Raw genomic sequence first — 21,155 nt, forward strand, 5'->3', positions numbered from 1 at the left:
CTAAAGAGGTGTTTCTAATAAGGAGCACCTCTTTTCACCAACAAAAAGGGGGGAAAGAAGTATGCTTCAATCTAATATGGATGTGAGTTTAGAAAGTTTAGTAAGCTCATTACAGTCTACTCGAAGCACGCTATTATCAGAAATTGAAATGTTAAATGATACAGAAGTGAATGTAAAGCCACGCCGTGATAAATGGAGTATTATTCAAATTTTACACCACTTGCATTTAGTTGAACAATCTGTCACGTCTGCCCTTGTATATGCTTTACAAAAAAATGAAAGAAACATGACTCCATTTAAAGACCTCCAACTTACGCTTGATCGCACACATAAACGAGAAGCTCCTCAGCAAATGCAACCAACAGAAACTTTAATGAAAAAACAGCAAGGAATTCAATTACTAGAACATTCACGACAAGAACTATTACATGCGCTTCATAGTGTTATAGATGAAAAAGATCTATTTGAAAATGGATTAAAGCATCCTGTTTTTAATGATCTGAATTTGTATCAATGGATTCAATTTCTTGATTTGCATGAACAAAGACATCTTACGCAATTAAAAGAGGCGAAACATGCAATTTTGCAGCGCTAAAGTGGAAGAAGTGGGAAACCACTTCTTTTTTTGATACGTGCATAGTTTTCTTTCTTATTTTGGAATACTACATGGAGAAAGAAAAGAAGGAGTTGAAAAAATATGTCTAAGAAGAAGCGAGAAGAAGAGCGTGCCTGGAAAGCGCGTAAAGAAAATCAACAACCGCACGGAAAAGTGAAAGCTTTTGCTGAATTAGTTGAAGGAACAGAAAAAACGTGATGATTATTTCATCACGTTTTTTGTATGAGTGGAAAAGTTAATAAAAAGGTTGTACCTGTTCCTTTTTCACTTATAATATCAATTTTTCCATTCATAGCTTGAACAACACTGAATACGACCATCATTCCAAGTCCAGTGCCTTTTTCTTTCGTTGAATAGAAAGGCGAGCCAAGACGTTTTACTTGTTCTGAATCCATACCGACTCCTGTATCTTTTATATATAACTGAATATGCTTATGATCAGGAACTAATGTGAAATAAAGATCACCGCCTTTTGGCATAGCCTCAATGCAATTTTTTAAAATATTTAATAAACATTGATTTAGTTTTTGCTTTTCTCCAGCGATAAAAAAAGAAGTGCTTTGCTTTATATAATGAGTACGTACATTTGTTAAATTAGCAAGTGGTGTAATTAACGATAATGCATGTAGTAATTCTTCTTCTAACTGTAATGTTTGTTCTTTTTCAATGCTTGGTTTGGCAAAGGTTAAATAATCTGTAAGAACATGATTTGCTTGTTCGATGCCATTAATGGCAATGTCGATATATAATTTCCGTTCCTGCTCAGTGCATGTATCTGATTGTAACAGTTGTAAAAAACCTTTCGTTGAAGTTAATGGATTGCGAATTTCATGAGAGATAGACGCTGCCATTTCACCAATTAAATGAAATTTTTCAGCATTTATAAGTTCGTTTTGGAGACGAACTTGAGTTTGTAATATGTGTAGTAAATATAAAATTAGGATTGTACCAAGCATTGAACATAACTCATACACAATAATATGCGGTATATAATCAGCCTTATTTGTAACCTTTGAAAGGAAGAAGGGTATCCAACTAAATCCGTATGTGAGACTGTAGATAATAGCAAGTGTTATTTTTATACGATTAGAAGTTCGATTGAAAAATTTATATGTTAATAATAGAACAATAAATAGAATAACAGAACCGATAAGAGATGGGAAAACACCTACCCCACCTAATAATAAGCGATATATGTTTAATACAACTAAGATAGAACCACCAGCAATAGGCCCTCCCGTTAATGTACCGACAATTAATACAATATGGCGCATATCAAATTGAAAACCATTATTTGTTTTTGCTGCAAATGTAATACAGAGTACGGTAGCGAGGCAACAGAGTACAATGAATATAGCTGAATTTAATTTAGGAGAGCGTTTCCCTTTTTGATTCCAAAATAAATGATATACGAGCATTGTAATAAGGATGAATAATATATTTAAAAAGAGATAAATAATAAAGGATTTCAGTGGGATGCCTCCTCTCTGCTTATATTAAATTAATCATACTATAAAATGAAAGAAATGAAATGATAAATAGCGGAAAAATCAGAAATTTTTACGCTAGTATACAATATGTTACAATAAGCTGTGTCAATGAAAGAAGAAATTCCGTGCACCGCGCGGGAGAGGTTCGCGAACTCCCTCTATAAAAAACTATGGAAACAACAATATCCTTAGGTATTGTTTTGTTTTTTTATTGTGACAGTTCAAGAACGTTCTTTCTTCTTATTTATAGTAGAGAAGGAGAATGAGTGAAATGAAAAAAGAAAAAGCAGTTGTTGTTTTTAGTGGAGGACAAGATAGTACAACATGTTTATTTTGGGCAATAGAGCAGTTTGCAGAGGTAGAAGCTGTAACGTTTAATTACAATCAACGTCATAAGCTAGAAATTGATTGTGCAGCGGAAATTGCAAAAGAGCTAGGAATAAAGCATACGGTACTAGATATGAGTCTATTAAATCAACTTGCTCCAAATGCGTTAACGAGAACGGATATGGAGATTACACATGAAGAAGGTGAATTGCCGTCGACATTTGTAGATGGACGAAATTTACTCTTCCTATCATTTGCTGCTGTATTGGCAAAACAAGTTGGAGCACGTCATATTGTAACGGGTGTATGTGAAACTGATTTCAGTGGTTATCCAGACTGCCGTGACGTGTTTGTGAAATCGTTAAATGTTACTTTAAATTTATCTATGGATTTCCCGTTTGTCATTCACACGCCACTTATGTGGATTGATAAAGCTGAAACATGGAAATTATCAGATGAACTTGGAGCATTTGAGTTTGTTCGAGAAAAAACATTAACATGTTATAACGGAATCATTGGTGATGGTTGCGGTGAATGTCCAGCATGTCAACTTCGTAAAGCAGGATTAGATACGTACCTACAAGAACGCGAAGGAGCGAACAACTAATGGATAACTTTTTTGGATTTCGCATCGTAGAGAATTTGCAAAAAATGGACAAGGATATTCAGCGTAAACAACTCAAATATCATAATAAAAGAGTAATGGTCAGCAAGGAATTTACATTTGATGCAGCACACCATTTACATTGTTATGAAGGGAAATGTAAAAACTTACATGGTCACACATATAAAGTTGTATTTGGAATTAGTGGATATGTAAATGAAATAGGTCTTGCAATTGACTTTGGAGATATAAAAGAAATTTGGAAGAATGAAATAGAAATTTATTTAGATCATCGTTATTTAAACGAAACGTTACCAGCAATGAATACGACTGCTGAAAATATGGTCGTTTGGATTTATGAAAAAATGGCAGAAGCACTAACAAAAGAGAATCGAGTGAACGAATATAAAGGAGCTCGCGTTGAATTTGTTCGTCTATTTGAGACGCCGACTAGTTATGCGGAAGTAAGACGGGAGTGGATGCTCGATGAGTAAAATCCCTGTCTTAGAAATATTCGGTCCGACTATTCAAGGTGAGGGAATGGTCGTAGGACAAAAGACAATGTTTATCCGTACAGCTGGTTGTGATTATAGCTGCGCTTGGTGTGATTCTGCTTTTACGTGGGATGGATCGGCTAAAGATCAAATTAGACAGATGACAGCAGAAGGTATTTGGGACGAGCTTGTTGCAATTGGAGGAGAAAATTTTTCTCATGTTACGATTTCAGGCGGAAATCCGGCATTACTGAAAAATATTGAGTTTCTTCTTTCTATATTAAAAGAAAATGGAATGCGAACGGCAATTGAAACACAAGGGAGTAAATGGCAAGATTGGTTACTTCAAATTGATGAGGTAACAATTTCTCCAAAACCACCAAGTTCGACGATGAAAACAGATTTTCAGAAGTTAGATGCTATTATTCAGAAACTAGCAGGAAAAGATATTAGTTTAAAAGTAGTAGTATTCGATGATCATGATTTTGAATATGCAGTTAAGATGCACGAACGTTATCCAGGTGTACCATTTTTCCTGCAAGTAGGAAACGATGATACAAAAACAGTGGATGATGCGATGCTTATTAAAAAATTATTAGATAAGTATGAGTGGCTGATTGATAAAGCTGTAAATTGTAAAGAGATGAATGATGCAAAAGTATTGCCTCAGCTTCATGCGTTAGTATGGGGAAATAAACGCGGCGTATAACGAGAAGGGATGTTTAAAATGACAGGAAGATTAGATGAAGATTTAAAAGATGTAACATTACTAGGAAATCAAAATACAAAATATTTATTTGAATATAGCCCAGAAATATTAGAGGTATTTGATAATAATCATCCAAACCGTGATTATTTTGTAAAATTCAATTGTCCTGAATTTACAAGTTTATGCCCGAAAACAGGACAACCAGATTTTGCAACAATTTATATTAGCTATATTCCAGAGCAAAAAATGGTAGAGAGTAAATCTTTAAAGTTGTATTTATTTAGTTTCCGCAATCATGGTGATTTCCACGAAGATTGCATGAACGTTATCATGAACGATTTAATTAAATTAATGGATCCACGTTACATTGAGGTATGGGGGAAATTTACACCACGTGGTGGTATTTCAATTGATCCATACTGCAACTACGGTCGCCCAGGGACAAAGTATGAACAAATGGCTGACTACCGCATGATGAACCACGATCTATATCCGGAAACAATTGATAATCGTTAATAGAAAGAAAGGGCCTGTATAGTATACAGGCCCTTTCTTTCTATTATATTATGCATTTTGATTAACGACAGTATAGTTTTTATGACTTACAACTGTAAGAGGTTCCATATCTAGTTCTCTAAAATTCTTCATAATTGTTATATCAACAATAACAGAGTTTTGATTTACTTTTTGAACACGGCCTTGCATTCCACCTTTAAATTCGATGATATCTCCAGTTTCTGCGATCTGCATAAGCAACTCTCCTTGTTACAGTTTTCCCAAAAAAAGAATAAATTTGGGTTTTTTTATTTCCTCCTATTTTGAACCATATTTCCTACTTTGTAAATGTTTCCAAAGTAAAAATTCGAAAAATATTCACTTTTTGTAAGAAAATATGTAGAAAATCCATGTTATTTGAAAAAAATAGCAAAAATGCGGGAATCTTTATATCGAGGTATAATGAAAAAGTAGAATAACCTGCTGAAGTGGGAGAAATTAGAGGCGGTAAAATGATGTTTGAATTTGTGGGGAGTGTTATAGCTTTAATGTTATTTTTATTTTCTTATATGCATTTAAAAAAGATTCGTCAATATGATACGAGTACATATTTTGATGGGATGGATAGTATCCATGCTTCGATAACACATGATAGTGGTGGGGAGATGTAAAGGTATATGACTTTCTTTTCTTGCGTGGTATGATGTTTAGAACTAGTGCATAATAGAGTTCGTAAGTGATGAATGGAGAGTGAAAAGAATGAAGATTTCTTTTATTCGTCATGGTTGTTTAGGTCTTATAAGAGAACCGATGACAATTAATTCATTTCACGAATGGATGAAACAGTATGATTCCGAGTCAATGATACAAAAAGCTAAAATGCCGATAGAAACAATAGAGGCAATTGAAGCAGCGAAATTTGTCTTAACAAGTGATCAAAGGCGTGCTGTACAATCAGCAGCTGAATTAACGGATTCTTTATCTTTTATGCAAAACTCTCTTTTTAGAGAAGCTGAAGTTCCTTCATACTTTTTTGCTCCGAAGTGGTTGAAATGCACAATTAAGGTATGGATGTTCATTGGACGCACATTATGGATACTTGGCTACCATAAAGATGTTGAGTCTTATAAGGAAGTAAGAGAGAGGGCAAGGCAAGCGGCTTACCTGTTACATCGTTATGCTCTCGTACATGGAAGTATTGCTCTTGTAGGTCATAATTATTTTAATTCGATGATTGGAACGGAGCTGAGGGCAATGGGATGGTCTGGTTCTCCTATTTTGCATAGAAAGCCATGGGGATGTACAACATATACGTTTCACGAGGCGATGGATGGAAATATATTAAATACGAATTTAACATAAAAGCACACGATTTATATAAATCGTGTGCTTTCTTTTTAAGATATAGAAATTTTGACGTTTAATGGTTTTACGAGATGAGCATAAGGTTCGCCTACTAGCATAACAATTTCATCTTTTTTATAACCTAACTTTTCGTATAGTGAATAGGCGCGTGTGTTTTCTAAATTAACAAGTAAAGCGATTTTTTCATGCCCTTTTTCAGTTGCATAGATTTCGGCAGCTTCAATTAATTTAGAACCAATACCTTTTCCACCGTGTGCACTTGAAACTGATAATGTATCAATGTAATACTCATCAAGCTCAGCTTCTTTTTCTAACGTAATCGATTCATCTTTATGTAATTCTCTTAAGTGATGTACAATTGGTGCGTCAAGCTGTGTTGCTTCACTACCGTGATAAGCGACAATAATTCCAACTGCACTCTCGTCTTGTTCATAAATAAAACAGTTTTCGTAGCTCAGACGGTTATTTTCTTTTGAGAACCATGTCTCAAGTCCTAGTAATACTTCTGCTTCAACTGTGCTACCTGTGATTTTTTCAGCAATTTCATGCAGAGCATTATACAATAAAGGAGCTATTGCCATTGCATCTGTCTTTTTTGCTTTCCGAATCATAGTATCCCTCCTAGTTCTATTTGTATATTGTAGCATAGTGGTATGGAACTTTGCATAATTGAATGCCGAAATGTTTGATATAGAGAAGTAGCTATGTTAGTATATGATATTTAGTGGACATATAGTAAAACGATATTGTTTGCGAAATAACGAAAATAAAATCATGGCATAACAACGAGATAAAGTGAAATGTTAATCAGTAAGATTTTTTGTTCATTCCACGACTGATTAGTAGTCAGCACCAATCGGATTACCCGCAAATAGCGGGATAATTTTACAGTTGTTGACCTATAGAATATACGATAGAATAAAATATTGCAGAGAGGTGAAATACATGGATAAAGAATTAGCAAATACAATTTTAGATCAGCTGAAAAATGGTGAAATAACGGAGTATGTTGTTACGAAAGATGTATTTTATACGTTCAGAGAAGTTGTTGTAAATAGAGAAGACTTTAAGCATTTCATTGGTAACGCACAGCGAGGCGGGCAAGTGATTTATACATATTCAGAAACGCCACGTTCATAAAGGGGAATTTTGATCAGCAGGGCATCCTTCACTAATTAGTAGCCTTCACCAACCGGACGTTTAATGTGGGATAAATAAAAGATAAAGGAGAGGGGAATTATGGGCGATTTTAAACAAAGCATTTTACCACATTGGGATTATATGTGGAAAGATAGAGCCGGCAATAGATTTATGGGAATGGTTATGTATCCAGAGAAACGAAAATGTTCAGCAAAAATGCTTCAGAAAATAAAAAGAGCATATGAAGAAGCGATAGAAATTAAAGTAACTGTACAAGTTCAACATACATATCAGTACGTAGAAGGAATGATTGTATACTTTGATGAAGAGGCTCCTGTATGTACAATGCTTGATAAAGATGAAAATCCACATCACATATTTGTAAAAGATATTTTGCGTATTGAGCACTCTGAATAAACTTTTCATAAATAAATTGAAGTTCCATAATAATAATCTTTTTCTATAATAGTTATCTTTTAGTATGTAACGAAAAACGAAAGTATATGTATAATATATTTAATAAGGTAAATTTGATAAATGTAATCGTTTTTTAGAGCAGATTATAGTTTCATATCTGTTCTTTTTTGCGTGATGCTGGAGAAATATATTTCTCCAGCATCTACCGTTTTATGACAAAATATATTGTTAACTTTTTTAAAAATAAGGTTAAATTCGTTGACAACTTTTTTGAAAAGCACTTTATTGACATGAGTTTTAGAATGTTGTTTCATAGTCATTGTATTGAAAAAAAACGGCTATCATGTCGAAAAGTAAAATTTAAAAAAAGAAAGAATTTATACATATATCTTGTGTCTTATTTTGAAACGTAATACAATATATAGAGAAATCAAGAACAACATATAGAGAATATAGATTTGAGAGGGAGGGTCGGAAATGTTAGTTGCATATGATTCTATGACAGGAAACGTGAAGCGTTTCATTCACAAATTAAATATGCCGGCCGTTCAAATTGATGAAGATCTAGTAATAGATGAAGACTTTATTCTTATTACGTATACAACAGGTTTTGGCAATGTACCAGAACGTGTTTTAGACTTTTTAGAGCGCAATAATGAAAAATTAAAAGGCGTATCTGCAAGCGGCAATCGTAACTGGGGAGACATGTTCGGTGCAAGTGCTGACAAGATTTCTACTAAATATGAAGTGCCTATTGTATCAAAATTTGAGTTATCTGGAACAAATAACGATGTAGAATATTTTAAGGAAAGGGTGCGGGAGATTGCGACACATTGAACTGAATAATGAAATCACGCAAATGCAGGACGGTTTTTATCAGCTTCATAAAGATAAAGAGGCATTAGAAGTCTTTATGGAAGAAGCTAGAGAGAATACCGTTCCTTTTAATAGCGTGGCAGAGCGAATGGAGTATATGAAAGAACATGATTACTATTACAACGTTCTGGACGAGTATAGCTTGGAGGAAGTAGAGGAAGTATATAACATCGCTTATGGTGAAAACTTCGAGTTCCAATCTTATATGGCAGCATCTAAGTTCTACAAAGATTATGCGTTAAAAACGAATGATCAAAAACAATACTTAGAAAGCTATGAAGATCGTGTAGCAATTGTTTCATTATACTTAGGACGCGGTGATGTTTCGAAAGCAAGACAATTCGCAAGCATGATTGTAAAACAAAACTACCAACCAGCGACACCAACCTTTTTAAATGCGGGAAGAAGCAGAAGAGGAGAAATGGTGTCTTGTTTCTTGTTAGAGATGGACGATAGCTTAAATTCAATCGGCTTTAACATTAATACTGCGATGCAATTATCGAAAATCGGCGGGGGAGTAGCTTTAAACTTATCTAAGCTACGCGCACGCGGTGAGCAAATTAAAGGTATTGACAACGCTGCAAGTGGCGTAGTACCTGTTATGAAGTTGCTTGAAGATTCGTTTTCATATGCGAATCAGCTTGGCCAACGAAAAGGTGCCGGTGCAGTATATTTAAACATTTTCCATTGGGATATTATTGAATTCCTTGATACAAAAAAAATAAATGCCGATGAGAAGAGCCGTATTCAGTCTCTATCAATCGGAATTATCGTTCCAAGTAAGTTCTTTGAGCTTGCTGAGAAAAACGAACCTTTCCATGTTTTCGCGCCTTATACGGTTTATAAAGAATATGGCAAGCATTTAGATGATATTGACATTGATGAAATGTATGATGAATTAATGAGCAATCCGAAAGTGAAGAAGAAGCCACTAGATATTAGTGCACGTGATATGCTTATTAAAATCGCTATGATTCAGCTTGAGTCTGGTTACCCATACTTAATGTTTAAATCAAATGCAAATAATCAACATCCATTGAAGGATATTGGAACTGTGAAGATGTCGAACTTATGTACAGAAATCTTCCAGCTTCAAGAAACTTCAGAAATAAATGATTACGGTACAGATGACATTATCCGTCGTGATATTAACTGTAACTTAGGATCGTTAAATATCGTAAACGTAATGGAAAATAAAGAAATTCGTGAAGCAGTTCATGCGGGAATGGAAGCTTTAACAGCTGTTTCTGATATGACGATTATTCCGAATGCACCAACTGTGAAAAAAGCAAATGACGAGCTTCATTCAGTTGGACTTGGAGCAATGAACTTACACGGATATTTAGCAAAAAATAAAATCGCTTATGAAAGTGCAGAAGCGAAAGAATTCGCTCGTACATTCTTTATGATGTTAAATTACTACTCTATTGAGAAAAGTATGGAAATCGCTACAGAAAAAGGCGAGACATTTAAAGACTTCGATAAATCTGATTATGCGAATGGCACATACTTTGAAAAGTATGAAACGACAGATTACAGCCCAGTAACTGAAAAAGTTCAGCAACTATTTGAAGGAATTCATATTCCAACAAAAGAAGATTGGACAAGTTTAAAAGAGCAAGTGCAAAAGAATGGTTTATACAACTCATATCGTCTTGCCATTGCTCCAACACAATCAATCAGTTACGTTCAAAATGCAACTTCAAGCGTAATGCCGATCGTAAGTCAAATCGAATCAAGAACATATGCGAACGCGACAACATATTATCCAATGCCGTATTTATCAAAAGATACGTTCTGGTACTATAAATCTTCTTACGATATGAATCAGTTTAAATTAATTGATTTAATCGCAGAAATTCAAGAACATATTGACCAAGGAATTAGTACAATTCTTTACGTTAATAGTGATATTTCAACACGTGAATTAGCACGTTACTACATCTATGCACATAAAAAAGGCTTAAAGAGTCTGTATTATACGAGAACACGTAAATTAAGCGTGGAAGAGTGTGTGGCTTGTACCGTTTAATATAAAAAGTGAGACATGATGAGCAGGGTTTTCTGAACCCTGCTCATGCTTAGTTATCATATTTAGAGAAGGGGCGATTTAATGCGTGCGGTAAACTGGAACAAAAAAGAAGATGATTTTAGTTTAATGTTTTGGAAGCAAAACATCGCTCAGTTTTGGACAGAAGAAGAAATTGCGGTTTCGTCTGACAAAAATACTTGGGTGCAATTATCGAAAGAAGAGCAAATTGCTTATAAGCGTGTATTAGGTGGTTTAACACTTTTAGATACGAAACAAGGTGGCGAAGGAATGCCACTTGTACTTGTTCATCTTGAAAATTTACAAGCTAAAAGTGTATTAGCTTTCATGGGAGCTATGGAAGAAGTACATGCGAAGAGTTACAGTCATATCTTTACAACGTTAGCTACTGAAGAAGAAATTGATGATATTTTTGACTGGGTAGACAATCATCCATTACTTGAGAAAAAGGCCGGTATTATTACTGGTTACTATCGTCGTTTGTTAAAGCCCGAAGTAACGAAAAAAGAGCTATATATGGCAATGGTAGCAAGTGTGTTCTTAGAAAGTTATTTATTCTATAGTGGATTCTTCTATCCGCTTTACTTAGCTGGTCAAGGAAAACTAACAGCAAGTGGTGAGATTATCAACTTGATAATTCGTGATGAGTCAATTCACGGCGTATTCGTCGGTATTTTAGCACAACAAATCTTCGCAGAACTTTCTGCAGAAGAGCAACAAGAAGTGCAAAAAGAAACACAAGAGTTATTAATGGAACTATATGAAATTGAAATGGCCTATACAGAAGAAATTTACACTTCTATCGGTCTTGTAGAAGATGTAAATCGTTTCGTTCGTTACAATGCGAATAAAGGGCTTATGAACTTAGGACTTGAGCCGAAGTTTGAAGAAGAAGAAATTAACCCAATCGTTTTAAATGGTTTACGTACAGATACGAAAAACCATGATTTCTTCTCTGTAAAAGGAAATGGTTACGTAAAAGCAACGAACGTTGAAAAGTTAGCTGACGATGACTTCGTGTTTAACTTTTAATATAGGATTATAAAGAAAAGCTGTCTTATTCATTGATAAGACAGCTTTTCTTTATAATTTTGTTTACATAACACTATTATTTCTATATAGCGATTTGTGTTTGGGAAGTTCTATTCGGTTAACGGATAGAACTTTTTGTAATTAAATGGGTATTTACAAACTTTTTGTATCAGTGTATTATTTAACTAGTACACCGATACAAAAGGAGGGAAGAAATGAAAATAGAGTTTTCTCCAAATATACCAATTTACATTCAGGTAATGGAATACATAAAAAAAGAGATCGTAACAGGACATTTATTGCCTGGTGATAAAATTCCCTCTGTCCGTGAATTAGCGAGTGAATTACAAGTGAATCCAAATACGATTCAGCGTACATTTCAAGAGCTAGAACGGGATGGAGTTGTTGTAACACGTAGAGGAATGGGACGGTATGTAACGAATGAAGGGGAGAAAATTATGGAGCTGCGAAAAGAGATGGCGAAAGAATTACTTCATTCTTTTATAGATGGAATGGACAATTTAGGTTTTTCAGAAGAAGAAATTCTTACAATTCTTCGTTCTTCATTACATGAAAAGAGGGAGGAGAGCCAATGACAGAGCTATTAAAAATAGAAAACTTATGGAAGAGATACGGATTAAAAGCAGTGATCCGTGAATTAAACATAGAGATTACGGAAGGGAAAATCGTTGGGCTTGTTGGAGATAACGGGAGCGGGAAAACGACGTTATTGAAAATGATTGCAGGCTTGCAACACCCTTCTGAAGGTAGTATCACAATAGATGGTAAAAAGGTAGGATTACAGACGAAAGAAATCGTTTCATTTATGTCCGATAAGCCAGTCTTTGATGATTGGATGACTGTAAAAGACGCTTTATTTTTCTACCGAGATTTTTATAAAGACTTCGATATTCAAAAAGCGGTAGATACGATTGCAGAATTTAAAATACCGTTAGAAGAAAAAATTACAGCATTGTCAAAAGGTATGATAGAGAAGCTGCAAATTATTTTAACATTTTCTCGAAAAGCGAAGCTATACGTACTGGATGAGCCATTGGGCGGGATAGATCTTGTTTCTAGAGAACATGTACTTGAGCTAATACTTAAATTTTATCGTGAAGATTGTACGCTACTTATATCGACTCATTTAATAAGAGAAATCGAAAATATATTCGATGAAGTAATCTTTTTGAAAGATGGAGAAATAATATTGCATGAAAATGTGGAAGAACTACGATTTCAAAAGGGTAAAGCAGTACATGAGCTGTTTAAGGAGGCCTATGAGAAATGAGTCAGCTTTTTCTTTATCTGTATAATTGTAATAAGAGAAAGATAGCCATTATTTACTTTGGTTTTATTACAGTTTCATTAATTCTTTTATTTAATATGAAAGGAGTTTCAGGAGTTAGAATTTCAGGTAGGCAAGATATAATAATTATTATATTCTTTATCGTACTAGGTATAAATGGATTTGCAATTCTTTTAACAGGTATATCGTCTTTTCGGAAAATGTTAAAAGACTCTATGCTACGTTATACTTCTATTTCAGCAAAAAAGTATATATGTGCAAATATTTTATTCTGTGTACTACTCTTTATGATTTTGCTAGGAATAGGAATCATTTTTCTATACTATTTTTCTTTAAATATTTACAATGGAAAAACTAATTTAGGTATTCAGCAAGCAATACACAGTTTATATAATTATGGAATATTACATCATATGTTATCTATTTTCTTATGGGGACTAGATTTTCTTAATATGCTAGTTTCTATTTATTTTATTATAGTAATTGTAAAGCTATTAAATGTGAAATCATCGATGAATAAAGTTGCTTGTTTAGTTTTATTCGTCATTTTTACCGCATTTAATGGAGGAATAACGTATATTTTTCAGCAAATAGAAAAGTATGTGTTTGCTATAAATAATATTGGATTTATAGATCAAAATGGTTTTTTAAATACATCATTTTATTCTGGTACAGAGGTTACAATTTTAAATCTATTTTTTAATTGTTTATTAACAATTATATTACTAGTAGTTACAGGTCACATAGTCGATAAAAAACTAGAAGTCTAAAGGAGGAATCAGCATTGGGAAACGTAGTAGTAAAGTTAGAGAATGTTCGAAAAAGGATTGGTGGAACGGAAATTATTCGTGGTTTATCATTTGAGGTTCGTGAAGGAGAAGTATACGGATTCCTTGGACCGAACGGTAGCGGTAAGACGACGACGATCCGTATGATGACAGGTCTTATTTCAATGACAGAGGGCGATATTACAATTTGTGGACATAGTATTCGCTCGGAGCGTGAAAAGGCACTAGAGCAAATTGGAGCGATTGTAGAAAATCCTGAACTATATGATTATATGACAGGAATGCAAAACTTAAAGCATTTTGCGAACATGGCCATTACTCCAATTAGTAAAGAGCGGATTGCTGAGATTGTAAAGCTTGTTGAATTAGAGCATGCGATTCATAAAAAGGTGAAAACATATTCACTTGGTATGAAACAACGTTTAGGAATTGCACAGGCATTACTTCATCAGCCGAAAATCTTAATTTTAGATGAGCCGACAAATGGATTAGATCCAGCTGGTATTCGCCAAATTCGTGATTATTTACAACGTTTAGCGAAAGAAGAGAATATTGCTGTAATCGTATCAAGTCACTTATTGAGTGAAATTGAATTAATGTGTGATCGCGTTGTTATTATTAAACAAGGCGAGTTTGTACAAGAGTACAACTTACATGAAAAAGTGAAACATGATGAGGCAGTCGTTGTAGCGTTTGAAGTAGATGAAGCTCAGAAAGCGAATGAAATCATTAAAGGTAAAGCAAAAGGGAATGTAATTGTAGCATCTGTAACAAAAGACAACATTCCGCAACTCGTAAAAAAACTTGTGCATGCTGATGTGCTTGTATACGGAGTTACTGTTCAAAATAAAACGTTAGAGGATGAGTTCTTAGCGATTACTGGGGGAGTGAAAGCGTAATGTTTAAATTAATTCAAAATGAATTTTTAAAGTTGCATGCGAAAAAAGGTATGTATATTTTAATTGGTGTCATTGCGGCACTCGAAATTTTAGGTACTTTAGCAATGTTGAAGTGGGGAAAAGGTGATGAGTTTAAGGGATCATATTTAGATTATGCAAACTCAGAGATTGGCTTAATTGTTTTATTTACAACGATTTTTGGGATTACACTTGCTGCCCGTACTATTACTGATGAGTTCCAAAAAGGTACAATTAAACAATTGTTAATCCGTCCAAGAAAAAGACTTGCAGTTTTATTTTCTAAATATATTACAGTGTTATTAGCAATGTTATTTATCGTATTAGCTGGTATGCTAATTGCAATGATTATTGGCGGTATTGTAATGGATGGTAGTAAAACAGAATTAACGTTAGGAATCGTAATGAAGTCCACTTTATATCAACTACTTTCACCGTTCTTTTTTGCAACACTTGCATTTTTCCTAGCAAATGTCTTTAGAAAGTCTGTATTACCATTAATTATTACGATGTTCCTATTCTTCTTACAAGGTGCAATTAATATGGTATTGATAATGTTTGCAAAAGGTGTAGCGAAGTTTGTAGTATTCAACCATTTGGATTTAAGAGCTTACGATAGCAATAAATTAATCAATGGTGGAATGGAACCAACATTTACAGAATTTACGTTTACAACTTCATTATTACTTGTAGCGGCATACTTTGTTGTGTTACTTGTAGCATCAAGTGCATTATTCCAAAAACGTGACGTATTATAATAAAAGAAATCCCCGCTTGTAAAAACGGGGATTTTTATTACATAAATTTCACTTGGATTGCAACTTGAAGAATAGCGATATGTTATTTTAAGAGATATGCTGTTTGAAATGATTTGAGAAAAATAGGAAGAATTTCAACTAGATTCATATTGCAATTTAGTTATCCAATTATTTATAAGGAAAGGACGCCTATAAAATATTGATTCAAGTTTTACTTTATTTTTTACTATCTTTGGGGGTGTTTCATATGCACTATGCATTTTCACGTATAAGACTACGTAGTTTTTTTGGATGGATGATTATAGGGGTGTTCCTTACAATGATTCCATTAAGTCTAGCAAATGTTTCTGAGAATACGATGGAGGTTATTTCACAAATAACTGTATTTTTTGTATTTCCGTTACTTTGGCTATACGTAAAAACAAATAAAAATAATGTTGTATTTAACAGTTTTTTTGATAAGCCAGGACGTTTATCTTGGGGATTAATTGTATTAGCAACGATAATGGGGATGATTTTTTCAGTTGGCATATCTCAGATTCAATTTTACATATTAGCACATACGTTACCGAATTTCTTAGTTACTATGCTAGAAGACGGAAATGTTATTAATACGAGTAACGTATATATGACGATATTTACTTTCATTTCAGCATGTGTGTTAGCACCTATTATGGAAGAGGTTATTTTTAGGGGATTTTTCTTACAGCGAATGGCTCATAAATGGGGAATTAAAAAAGCTGTAATTATATCTTCAATTATTTTTGGCCTAGGACATTTTGATGTTATTGGTGCGTTCATGTTTGGTGTCGTTATGTGTCTTTTATACATAAAGACAAAAAATATATGGACGAATATAGCTGTGCACGCTCTAAATAATTTGATTGCAACAAGTATGCAATTTTTCGGTGGAGAAGAAAGTGGTACAATCTCAATTACTGAATTACAAGCGCAAAGTAATTTATGGATTGGTATCGGTCTTACAGTTGTTGGATTACTATGGTTAATTCCTTATGTTTGGAAACAATGGCGTATAGTAAAAGAAGTTGGCGTGCCACCAGTACGTTTTATAAATGAGCAAAAAGTAGAGAGTGCATCACATGAAAATGAAGTGTATAGTCAAGTGATCGTAACCGATAGATTGATGGCCATAGAGTTACCAGATGAGGCTGTAAATAAGCTTCGGTTAGAAGAAAGTGATTATGTAACAGTATCTGTAGAAGAAGATAAAATCGTTATAAAGAAAGCACATAATAGATAATTAAAAAGTAGCTCTTAGGAGCTACTTTTTAATTTGTAATAATTTCTACACGAAAATTATTACCGTTCTTTACATATTTAATATCTGTAACAGTGCGGACCGTCTTTAAAATCTCCACTTTTTCACCAATTCGCGGGATGGTTGGAACATTATCCCAAATACCAAGCAAGTCATCTAATTGTGCCGTTTTTTCATAAAACCAGATTTTCAATGTAAAGCCCCTTTCTCGAACTTTATGTATTTTAATACATAATATATTATTTTTATTCTTATTGTAAGGGGTTTTTTTATATTTTATGAATAAAAATAAATTAATCTTCTGGGAAGATATGTTCAATATCAGGAGTAAGAGATACTTCTGATAATACGATATGAGAAACTGTCGTTGCATATGAAGAAACATCATTGATAAATTCTTCAAGTTCAACGAGTGAAGGAACAGAAATTTTTACAATGTAGCATAAGCTTCCTGTTACTCGGTAACAAAAACTTGCAGATGGATAAGACTGAATAAATTGTTGCATACGTGTTGTATCACCATTCTTTAAGGTGATTTCTAAAATACAATCTAAAACTAGTCCTGCCTTTTTATAATCAATATCAATTGTGTATTTTTGAATAACACCTTCGCTTTCGAGCTTACGAACACGTTCTGAAGTAGACGGAGCAGATAAGTTTACTCGTTTAGCCAATTCACGCATCGAAAGGCGACTATCATTATATAATTCATTTAAAATTTTTCGATCAACACGGTCTAATTGCATTTGTAAATATACCTCCAGTAAAATAATGATTTTTGTAAAGGGAAAATATAAATTAAGATTCATATGAAATGTAAAGTGAACGTTATTTATTTTACAATAAAACAGAAGGAAATAGGAGGGGAAATGATGGAGAGAATTTCATTATCAAATGTAGGAGATACAAAGTTTCAAAAGTTATTAGGGCATAATTCGGATATATTACACTCGTGGAGTAAGTTAGAAGATACACTGTACAATAAAGGAACTCTTTCAGCAGAGTTGAAGGAGCAAGTGAGAAGAACATTAGCGTATGGGAATGAATGTCCGTACTGTATGGCAAAGGGAAGACCAGATGATGTGCAAAAGGCAGAGGAGATTGGTGTAGCCGTTACTTTTGCGCATACATTTGTTCATGACCGAAAAGCAATAGATGATACTATGTTTCACGCATTAAAACAATATTGGACAGAAAAAGAAATTGTAGAGCTTTGCGCCTATGTTTGCTTTATTACTGCGTCACAACAACTTGGTTTTCTATTTCAATTACAGCCAAATTAAGGGGGAAATGATGACAAATCAAATAGCACTTATCATGATCGATGTACAAAAGGCATTTCAATTACCAGATTGGGGCGAGAGAAATAATATTTTTGCTGAAGAAAACATGAGAATTTTGTTAGAAGAATGGAGAAAAAGGAAACGACCAGTTTTTCATATTCAACATGTAAATAAAGAAAATGCTCAGTCAATGTTTTATGAGAGAGCGGAAACGGTAAACTTTAAAGAAGAAGTGCAACCACTACTTGGTGAAGTGGTTATTCAGAAATTCGTTAACAGCGCGTTCATTGGGACAAATTTAGAAGAGCGATTAAGAAAGAACAAATGTAATGCAGTAGTGGTTGTAGGATTAACGACAAATCATTGCGTGGAAACTACGACACGAATGGCAGGGAATTTAGGATTTACAACATATTTAGTGAGTGATGCAACGGCTACTTTTAACCGTAAAGGTTTAGATGGTAAGGAGTATAGTGCAGAGGATATTCACAATATGACACTTGTAAATTTACATGAAGAGTTTGCTACGATTGTGAAGACAAAAGAAGTATTAAAATTATTTTAAGAAAATAATTGCGAATTATGTAGAAAAAAATAAGAATATTTCGTATAATCTAAGTACAATCATTTTGAAAATAGGGGTGGCATCATATGGAGCAAATTTCAGTAAAGAAATTAGAAGAGGTACTTGTTGTAGCAGGGGATGATAAACAGAAGCAAAAGGAATTTTATGAATTGCTCTTATCTACTGAGTTTTATGTTGCTGGTTCACTAGAAGCAGAGGACGGGGCAACAGAAGGAATACTTCGTTTGCGTCATTTCCAAGGAGAAGGTAGATGGATCGTTCCGTTCTTTACACAAATGGAATTTGTAAAAGATGTGTTGCCAGAAGGAACGCCCCTTATTACGATACGTGGGAAAGAGTTATTTGGTAGCATTGAGAAAGATGCTACAGCTGTATTAAATGTTGGCACTGATATAAGTAAAACATTTATTCCAGAAGAAATTGCAGATATCGCATCTGGACGAATTTTTAATTATTATAAGTAAAAGGAAAAGCGTAATCGCTTTTCCTTTTTAATTTGAATATGGAGTGGCTATACCAGAAGAAATAGAGACTGTTTTATTATTCGTGTTTATTGTCGCTGTAGCTCCAAGTGGAATACCGATGTTTGGACTTATATGTCCAATTGGTAAATCGAATAGGACAGGTATATGATATGGCGCGAAATATTCATATAATATTGTTTGCAATGATTGAGATGGCTTTGAAGGAGTGCAGTCGTGACAACTTGTGAAAATAACGCCCCTGCATTCATTAAACTTTCCAGATAAAAGTAGCTGATTTAACATACGGTCAATGCGGTACGGTTCTTCACCAATGTCTTCAAGTAATAAAAGTGTATTGTCCGTATTTATCTCGTAGGGCGAACCAATTATACTTGTTAACACAGCTAAATTTCCTCCAACTAACGTACTTGTAACTGTACTGTGAGAGCTAGGTACGATACATTCTGATGCAGATAAAATGGTTGAATACGGATGGAATAGCTGATTAAAAGAGGATAAAGATAGGGAATCAATACCTTTTCCTAGTTCTTCAATCATCGGACCATGAAATGTTATAAGCTTTGCATAACGTGAAAAAGCAGTATGTAAAGCTGTAATGTCGCTATATCCCCAAAAGATTTTTTGATTCTGCCTAATAACTTCATATTGAATGTGAGGAAGAAGACGAGCACTTCCATAACCACCTCGTGCACAAAAAATTGCCTTCACTTCATTATTTGTAAATGCTTCATGTATATCGTCAAGCCGAACTTGATCACTTCCGGCTAAAAATCCATATTTCTCGTAAACACTCTTCCCGATTATTACGGATAACCCCATCTCTTGTAATACATTCACACCTTTTAATACATTTTCGATTGTAGGTGGACCAGATGGTGCAATAATCATTACTGTATCACCTTGTTTTAATGCATTTGGATAAATCATTAAGCTCAGCCTCCTTCTCTTTCAATATATTCGCTTCATTTGAGGTCCAACCCTTGCAAAAGCAGGGGAAAGCTTATCAAATAAAGAAGATATAAAGGAAATAGGAGGGAAAATGATGTTTACAAGTCGAGTAACAGACATATTAAAAATTGAGTATCCAGTCGTTCAAGCCGGTATGGCAGGCGCGATTACGACGCCAGAACTTGTTGCAGCAGTAAGTAATAGCGGAGGATTAGGGACGCTTGGAGCGGGCTATATGAGCCCAGAACAAATTCGTGAAGCGATTTATAGAATAAGAGAACTAACAGATAAGCCTTTCGGTGTTAATTTACTTGTAACGAAAGAGATACAAATAGAAGAAGAGAAGATAAATGAGGCGAAAGTATTACTAAGTGGAGTGAATAGAGAATTAGGTATAGAAGTAGAGGGGACGTTAAAGCTTCCAAAAAGCTATAAGGAACAATTACAAGTGCTATTAGATGAAAAAGTACCGGTCGTTAGTTTTGCATTTCAAACGTTAGAAAAAGAAGAAATAAATGCTTTAAAAAGAAGTGGAATAAAAGTTATCGGAACAGCTACCCATGTGAAGGAAGCGAAAGTACTTGCTGAGCTAGGAGTAGATATTATTATCGGGCAAGGTAGCGAAGCAGGAGGGCATAGAGGAACGTTTATTGGGGAAGAACGAGATGCTATGATTGGTACGTTTGCGTTAATACCTCAGTTAGTAGAAGCTGTTCCGCATATCCCAATTGTCGCAGCAGGTGCTGTAATGAGCGGGCAAGGGCTTGTTGCGGCATTGGCACTAGGAGCAGAAGGTGTTCAAATGGGATCGGCCTTTTTAACAAGTGAAGAGAGTGTTACGCACGATGTGTATAAAGAAGCGGTTTTACATAGTACAGATACGAGCACAACTGTAACTCGTGCGTTTTCCGGGAAATATGCACGGGGTATCCGGAATGAATTTATAGAGAGACATGAAGGAAAAGAAGAAGGGCTTCCGATGTATCCAGTGCAAAACGTATTAACTTCTAAAATACGCCAAGAGGCAGCGAAGCAAAATAAGGAAGAATATATGTCACTTTGGGCAGGACAGGCAGCATCGTTGGCACGAATCGAATCAGCTCAGCATGTAGTGGAGCGAGTTATGAAAGAAGCGGAGAATGCAATCGAGCAATTACAAAATATATACAAAAAGACCACTTGAGTAA

At 34.4% G+C, this 21,155-nt stretch carries 29 protein-coding genes and 1 riboswitch; of the genes, 23 read left to right on the top strand and 6 right to left on the bottom strand.

The features are described from left to right. Positions 1-61 precede the first annotated feature (61 nt). Together RT27_RS10745 and RT27_RS35735 are read left to right on the top strand one after the other, a co-directional pair. Positions 62-595 carry a DinB family protein gene (locus RT27_RS10745; protein ID WP_029441784.1) on the top strand — a complete coding sequence of 178 codons (534 nt, stop codon included), beginning with the start codon at positions 62-64 and terminating at the stop codon, positions 593-595. 102 nt (positions 596-697) lie between these two features. Beyond that, positions 698-814, top strand: a complete 117-nt coding sequence (locus tag RT27_RS35735) for a DUF6254 family protein (protein ID WP_000038355.1) — start codon at positions 698-700, stop codon at positions 812-814. Between the two features lie 11 nt (positions 815-825). On the opposite strand, the gene kinB is transcribed toward RT27_RS35735, so the two are convergent. Beyond that, positions 826-2,034, bottom strand: coding sequence for a sporulation sensor histidine kinase KinB (gene kinB / locus RT27_RS10755; protein ID WP_043936091.1), 1,209 nt, complete (start codon positions 2,032-2,034; stop codon positions 826-828). 206 nt (positions 2,035-2,240) lie between these two features. Next, positions 2,241-2,284: riboswitch (PreQ1 riboswitch) on the top strand. Between the two features lie 93 nt (positions 2,285-2,377). Here kinB and queC point away from each other — a divergent pair. The 4 genes from queC to queF are packed head-to-tail and all read left to right on the top strand — an operon-like array spanning position 2,378 to position 4,756. Continuing rightward, positions 2,378-3,040, top strand: a complete 663-nt coding sequence (gene queC / locus RT27_RS10760) for a 7-cyano-7-deazaguanine synthase QueC (RefSeq protein ID WP_029441786.1) — start codon at positions 2,378-2,380, stop codon at positions 3,038-3,040. After that, entirely contained in the window at positions 3,040-3,531 is a 492-nt protein-coding gene (gene queD / locus RT27_RS10765; protein WP_000368414.1) for a 6-carboxytetrahydropterin synthase QueD, read from the top strand. Before queC ends, queD begins: the two co-directional genes overlap by 1 nt. Further along, positions 3,524-4,240, top strand: coding sequence for a 7-carboxy-7-deazaguanine synthase QueE (gene queE / locus RT27_RS10770; protein WP_016082368.1), 717 nt, complete (start codon positions 3,524-3,526; stop codon positions 4,238-4,240). Before queD ends, queE begins: the two co-directional genes overlap by 8 nt. Positions 4,241-4,258: 18 nt before the next feature. After that, positions 4,259-4,756, top strand: a complete 498-nt coding sequence (gene queF / locus RT27_RS10775) for a preQ(1) synthase (RefSeq protein ID WP_001986050.1) — start codon at positions 4,259-4,261, stop codon at positions 4,754-4,756. A 48-nt stretch (positions 4,757-4,804) separates the two neighbouring features. On the opposite strand, the gene RT27_RS10780 is transcribed toward queF, so the two are convergent. Then, positions 4,805-4,990, bottom strand: a complete 186-nt coding sequence (locus RT27_RS10780) for a DUF2187 family protein (RefSeq protein ID WP_016082367.1) — start codon at positions 4,988-4,990, stop codon at positions 4,805-4,807. 260 nt (positions 4,991-5,250) lie between these two features. On the opposite strand from RT27_RS10780, the gene RT27_RS35190 reads away from it, so the two are divergent. After that, a complete protein-coding gene (locus RT27_RS35190; RefSeq protein WP_029441787.1) occupies positions 5,251-5,406 on the top strand; it encodes a hypothetical protein in 156 nt (51 codons plus the stop codon). Positions 5,407-5,494: 88 nt separating this feature from the next. Next, a complete protein-coding gene (locus RT27_RS10790; protein WP_029441788.1) occupies positions 5,495-6,097 on the top strand; it encodes a phosphoglycerate mutase in 603 nt (200 codons plus the stop codon). Positions 6,098-6,132: 35 nt separating this feature from the next. Here RT27_RS10790 and RT27_RS10795 read toward each other — a convergent pair whose 3' ends face one another. Further along, complete coding sequence (locus tag RT27_RS10795) at positions 6,133-6,711, bottom strand: GNAT family N-acetyltransferase (RefSeq protein WP_000619547.1); 579 nt, start codon at positions 6,709-6,711, stop codon at positions 6,133-6,135. Positions 6,712-7,045: 334 nt separating this feature from the next. Between RT27_RS10795 and RT27_RS10800 the strand changes: the two genes are divergently transcribed. The 11 genes from RT27_RS10800 to RT27_RS10850 all read left to right on the top strand — a co-directional run bounded on the left by RT27_RS10800 (position 7,046) and on the right by RT27_RS10850 (position 16,648). Then, entirely contained in the window at positions 7,046-7,240 is a 195-nt protein-coding gene (locus RT27_RS10800) for a hypothetical protein (RefSeq protein ID WP_000356686.1), read from the top strand. A 99-nt stretch (positions 7,241-7,339) separates the two neighbouring features. Further along, entirely contained in the window at positions 7,340-7,657 is a 318-nt protein-coding gene (locus RT27_RS10805; protein ID WP_016082365.1) for a hypothetical protein, read from the top strand. A 477-nt stretch (positions 7,658-8,134) separates the two neighbouring features. Further along, positions 8,135-8,494, top strand: a complete 360-nt coding sequence (gene nrdI / locus RT27_RS10810) for a class Ib ribonucleoside-diphosphate reductase assembly flavoprotein NrdI (RefSeq protein ID WP_000959447.1) — start codon at positions 8,135-8,137, stop codon at positions 8,492-8,494. Next, entirely contained in the window at positions 8,481-10,565 is a 2,085-nt protein-coding gene (nrdE, locus tag RT27_RS10815) for a class 1b ribonucleoside-diphosphate reductase subunit alpha (RefSeq protein WP_001215839.1), read from the top strand. Before nrdI ends, nrdE begins: the two co-directional genes overlap by 14 nt. An 81-nt stretch (positions 10,566-10,646) precedes the next feature. Then, a complete protein-coding gene (gene nrdF / locus RT27_RS10820) occupies positions 10,647-11,615 on the top strand; it encodes a class 1b ribonucleoside-diphosphate reductase subunit beta (protein ID WP_001203025.1) in 969 nt (322 codons plus the stop codon). A gap of 215 nt (positions 11,616-11,830) precedes the next feature. After that, the gene (locus RT27_RS10825; protein ID WP_016082363.1) at positions 11,831-12,211 is read left to right on the top strand and encodes a GntR family transcriptional regulator; all 381 of its coding nucleotides are present in this window, start codon (positions 11,831-11,833) and stop codon (positions 12,209-12,211) included. After that, positions 12,208-12,906: an ABC transporter ATP-binding protein gene (locus RT27_RS10830; RefSeq protein WP_000137746.1), complete on the top strand. Its 699-nt coding sequence runs from the start codon at positions 12,208-12,210 to the stop codon at positions 12,904-12,906. The genes RT27_RS10825 and RT27_RS10830 overlap by 4 nt, the downstream gene beginning before the upstream one ends. Then, positions 12,903-13,694, top strand: a complete 792-nt coding sequence (locus tag RT27_RS10835) for a hypothetical protein (protein WP_029441790.1) — start codon at positions 12,903-12,905, stop codon at positions 13,692-13,694. Before RT27_RS10830 ends, RT27_RS10835 begins: the two co-directional genes overlap by 4 nt. Positions 13,695-13,708: 14 nt before the next feature. Next, positions 13,709-14,611, top strand: a complete 903-nt coding sequence (locus RT27_RS10840) for an ABC transporter ATP-binding protein (RefSeq protein WP_016082361.1) — start codon at positions 13,709-13,711, stop codon at positions 14,609-14,611. Further along, complete coding sequence (locus RT27_RS10845) at positions 14,611-15,387, top strand: ABC transporter permease (protein ID WP_016082360.1); 777 nt, start codon at positions 14,611-14,613, stop codon at positions 15,385-15,387. The genes RT27_RS10840 and RT27_RS10845 overlap by 1 nt, the downstream gene beginning before the upstream one ends. A gap of 247 nt (positions 15,388-15,634) precedes the next feature. Continuing rightward, the gene (locus RT27_RS10850) at positions 15,635-16,648 is read left to right on the top strand and encodes a CPBP family intramembrane glutamic endopeptidase (protein WP_029441791.1); all 1,014 of its coding nucleotides are present in this window, start codon (positions 15,635-15,637) and stop codon (positions 16,646-16,648) included. 28 nt (positions 16,649-16,676) lie between these two features. Here RT27_RS10850 and RT27_RS10855 read toward each other — a convergent pair whose 3' ends face one another. Together RT27_RS10855 and RT27_RS10860 are read right to left on the bottom strand one after the other, a co-directional pair. Further along, positions 16,677-16,859, bottom strand: coding sequence for a DUF3913 family protein (locus RT27_RS10855; protein WP_000707107.1), 183 nt, complete (start codon positions 16,857-16,859; stop codon positions 16,677-16,679). 100 nt (positions 16,860-16,959) lie between these two features. Beyond that, positions 16,960-17,412 carry an Lrp/AsnC family transcriptional regulator gene (locus tag RT27_RS10860; protein ID WP_001175505.1) on the bottom strand — a complete coding sequence of 151 codons (453 nt, stop codon included), beginning with the start codon at positions 17,410-17,412 and terminating at the stop codon, positions 16,960-16,962. Positions 17,413-17,538: 126 nt separating this feature from the next. Between RT27_RS10860 and RT27_RS10865 the strand changes: the two genes are divergently transcribed. The 3 genes from RT27_RS10865 to RT27_RS10875 all read left to right on the top strand — a co-directional run bounded on the left by RT27_RS10865 (position 17,539) and on the right by RT27_RS10875 (position 18,999). Continuing rightward, complete coding sequence (locus tag RT27_RS10865; protein WP_016082359.1) at positions 17,539-17,949, top strand: carboxymuconolactone decarboxylase family protein; 411 nt, start codon at positions 17,539-17,541, stop codon at positions 17,947-17,949. Between the two features lie 10 nt (positions 17,950-17,959). Then, positions 17,960-18,514 carry a cysteine hydrolase family protein gene (locus RT27_RS10870; RefSeq protein WP_029441792.1) on the top strand — a complete coding sequence of 185 codons (555 nt, stop codon included), beginning with the start codon at positions 17,960-17,962 and terminating at the stop codon, positions 18,512-18,514. 86 nt (positions 18,515-18,600) lie between these two features. Further along, a complete protein-coding gene (locus RT27_RS10875; protein WP_000435265.1) occupies positions 18,601-18,999 on the top strand; it encodes an SseB family protein in 399 nt (132 codons plus the stop codon). Positions 19,000-19,026: 27 nt separating this feature from the next. Here RT27_RS10875 and RT27_RS10880 read toward each other — a convergent pair whose 3' ends face one another. After that, positions 19,027-19,947 carry an LD-carboxypeptidase gene (locus RT27_RS10880; RefSeq protein WP_029441793.1) on the bottom strand — a complete coding sequence of 307 codons (921 nt, stop codon included), beginning with the start codon at positions 19,945-19,947 and terminating at the stop codon, positions 19,027-19,029. Between the two features lie 115 nt (positions 19,948-20,062). Here RT27_RS10880 and RT27_RS10885 point away from each other — a divergent pair, with 115 nt between their 5' ends. Next, on the top strand, positions 20,063-21,151 hold the full coding sequence (locus RT27_RS10885; RefSeq protein ID WP_043936094.1) for a nitronate monooxygenase family protein: 1,089 nt from the start codon (positions 20,063-20,065) through the stop codon (positions 21,149-21,151). The last annotated feature ends 4 nt before the right edge of the window (positions 21,152-21,155 follow it).

This window comes from Bacillus sp. L_1B0_5, from assembly GCF_000836715.1.
GTDB lineage: Bacteria > Bacillota > Bacilli > Bacillales > Bacillaceae_G > Bacillus_A > Bacillus_A thuringiensis_S.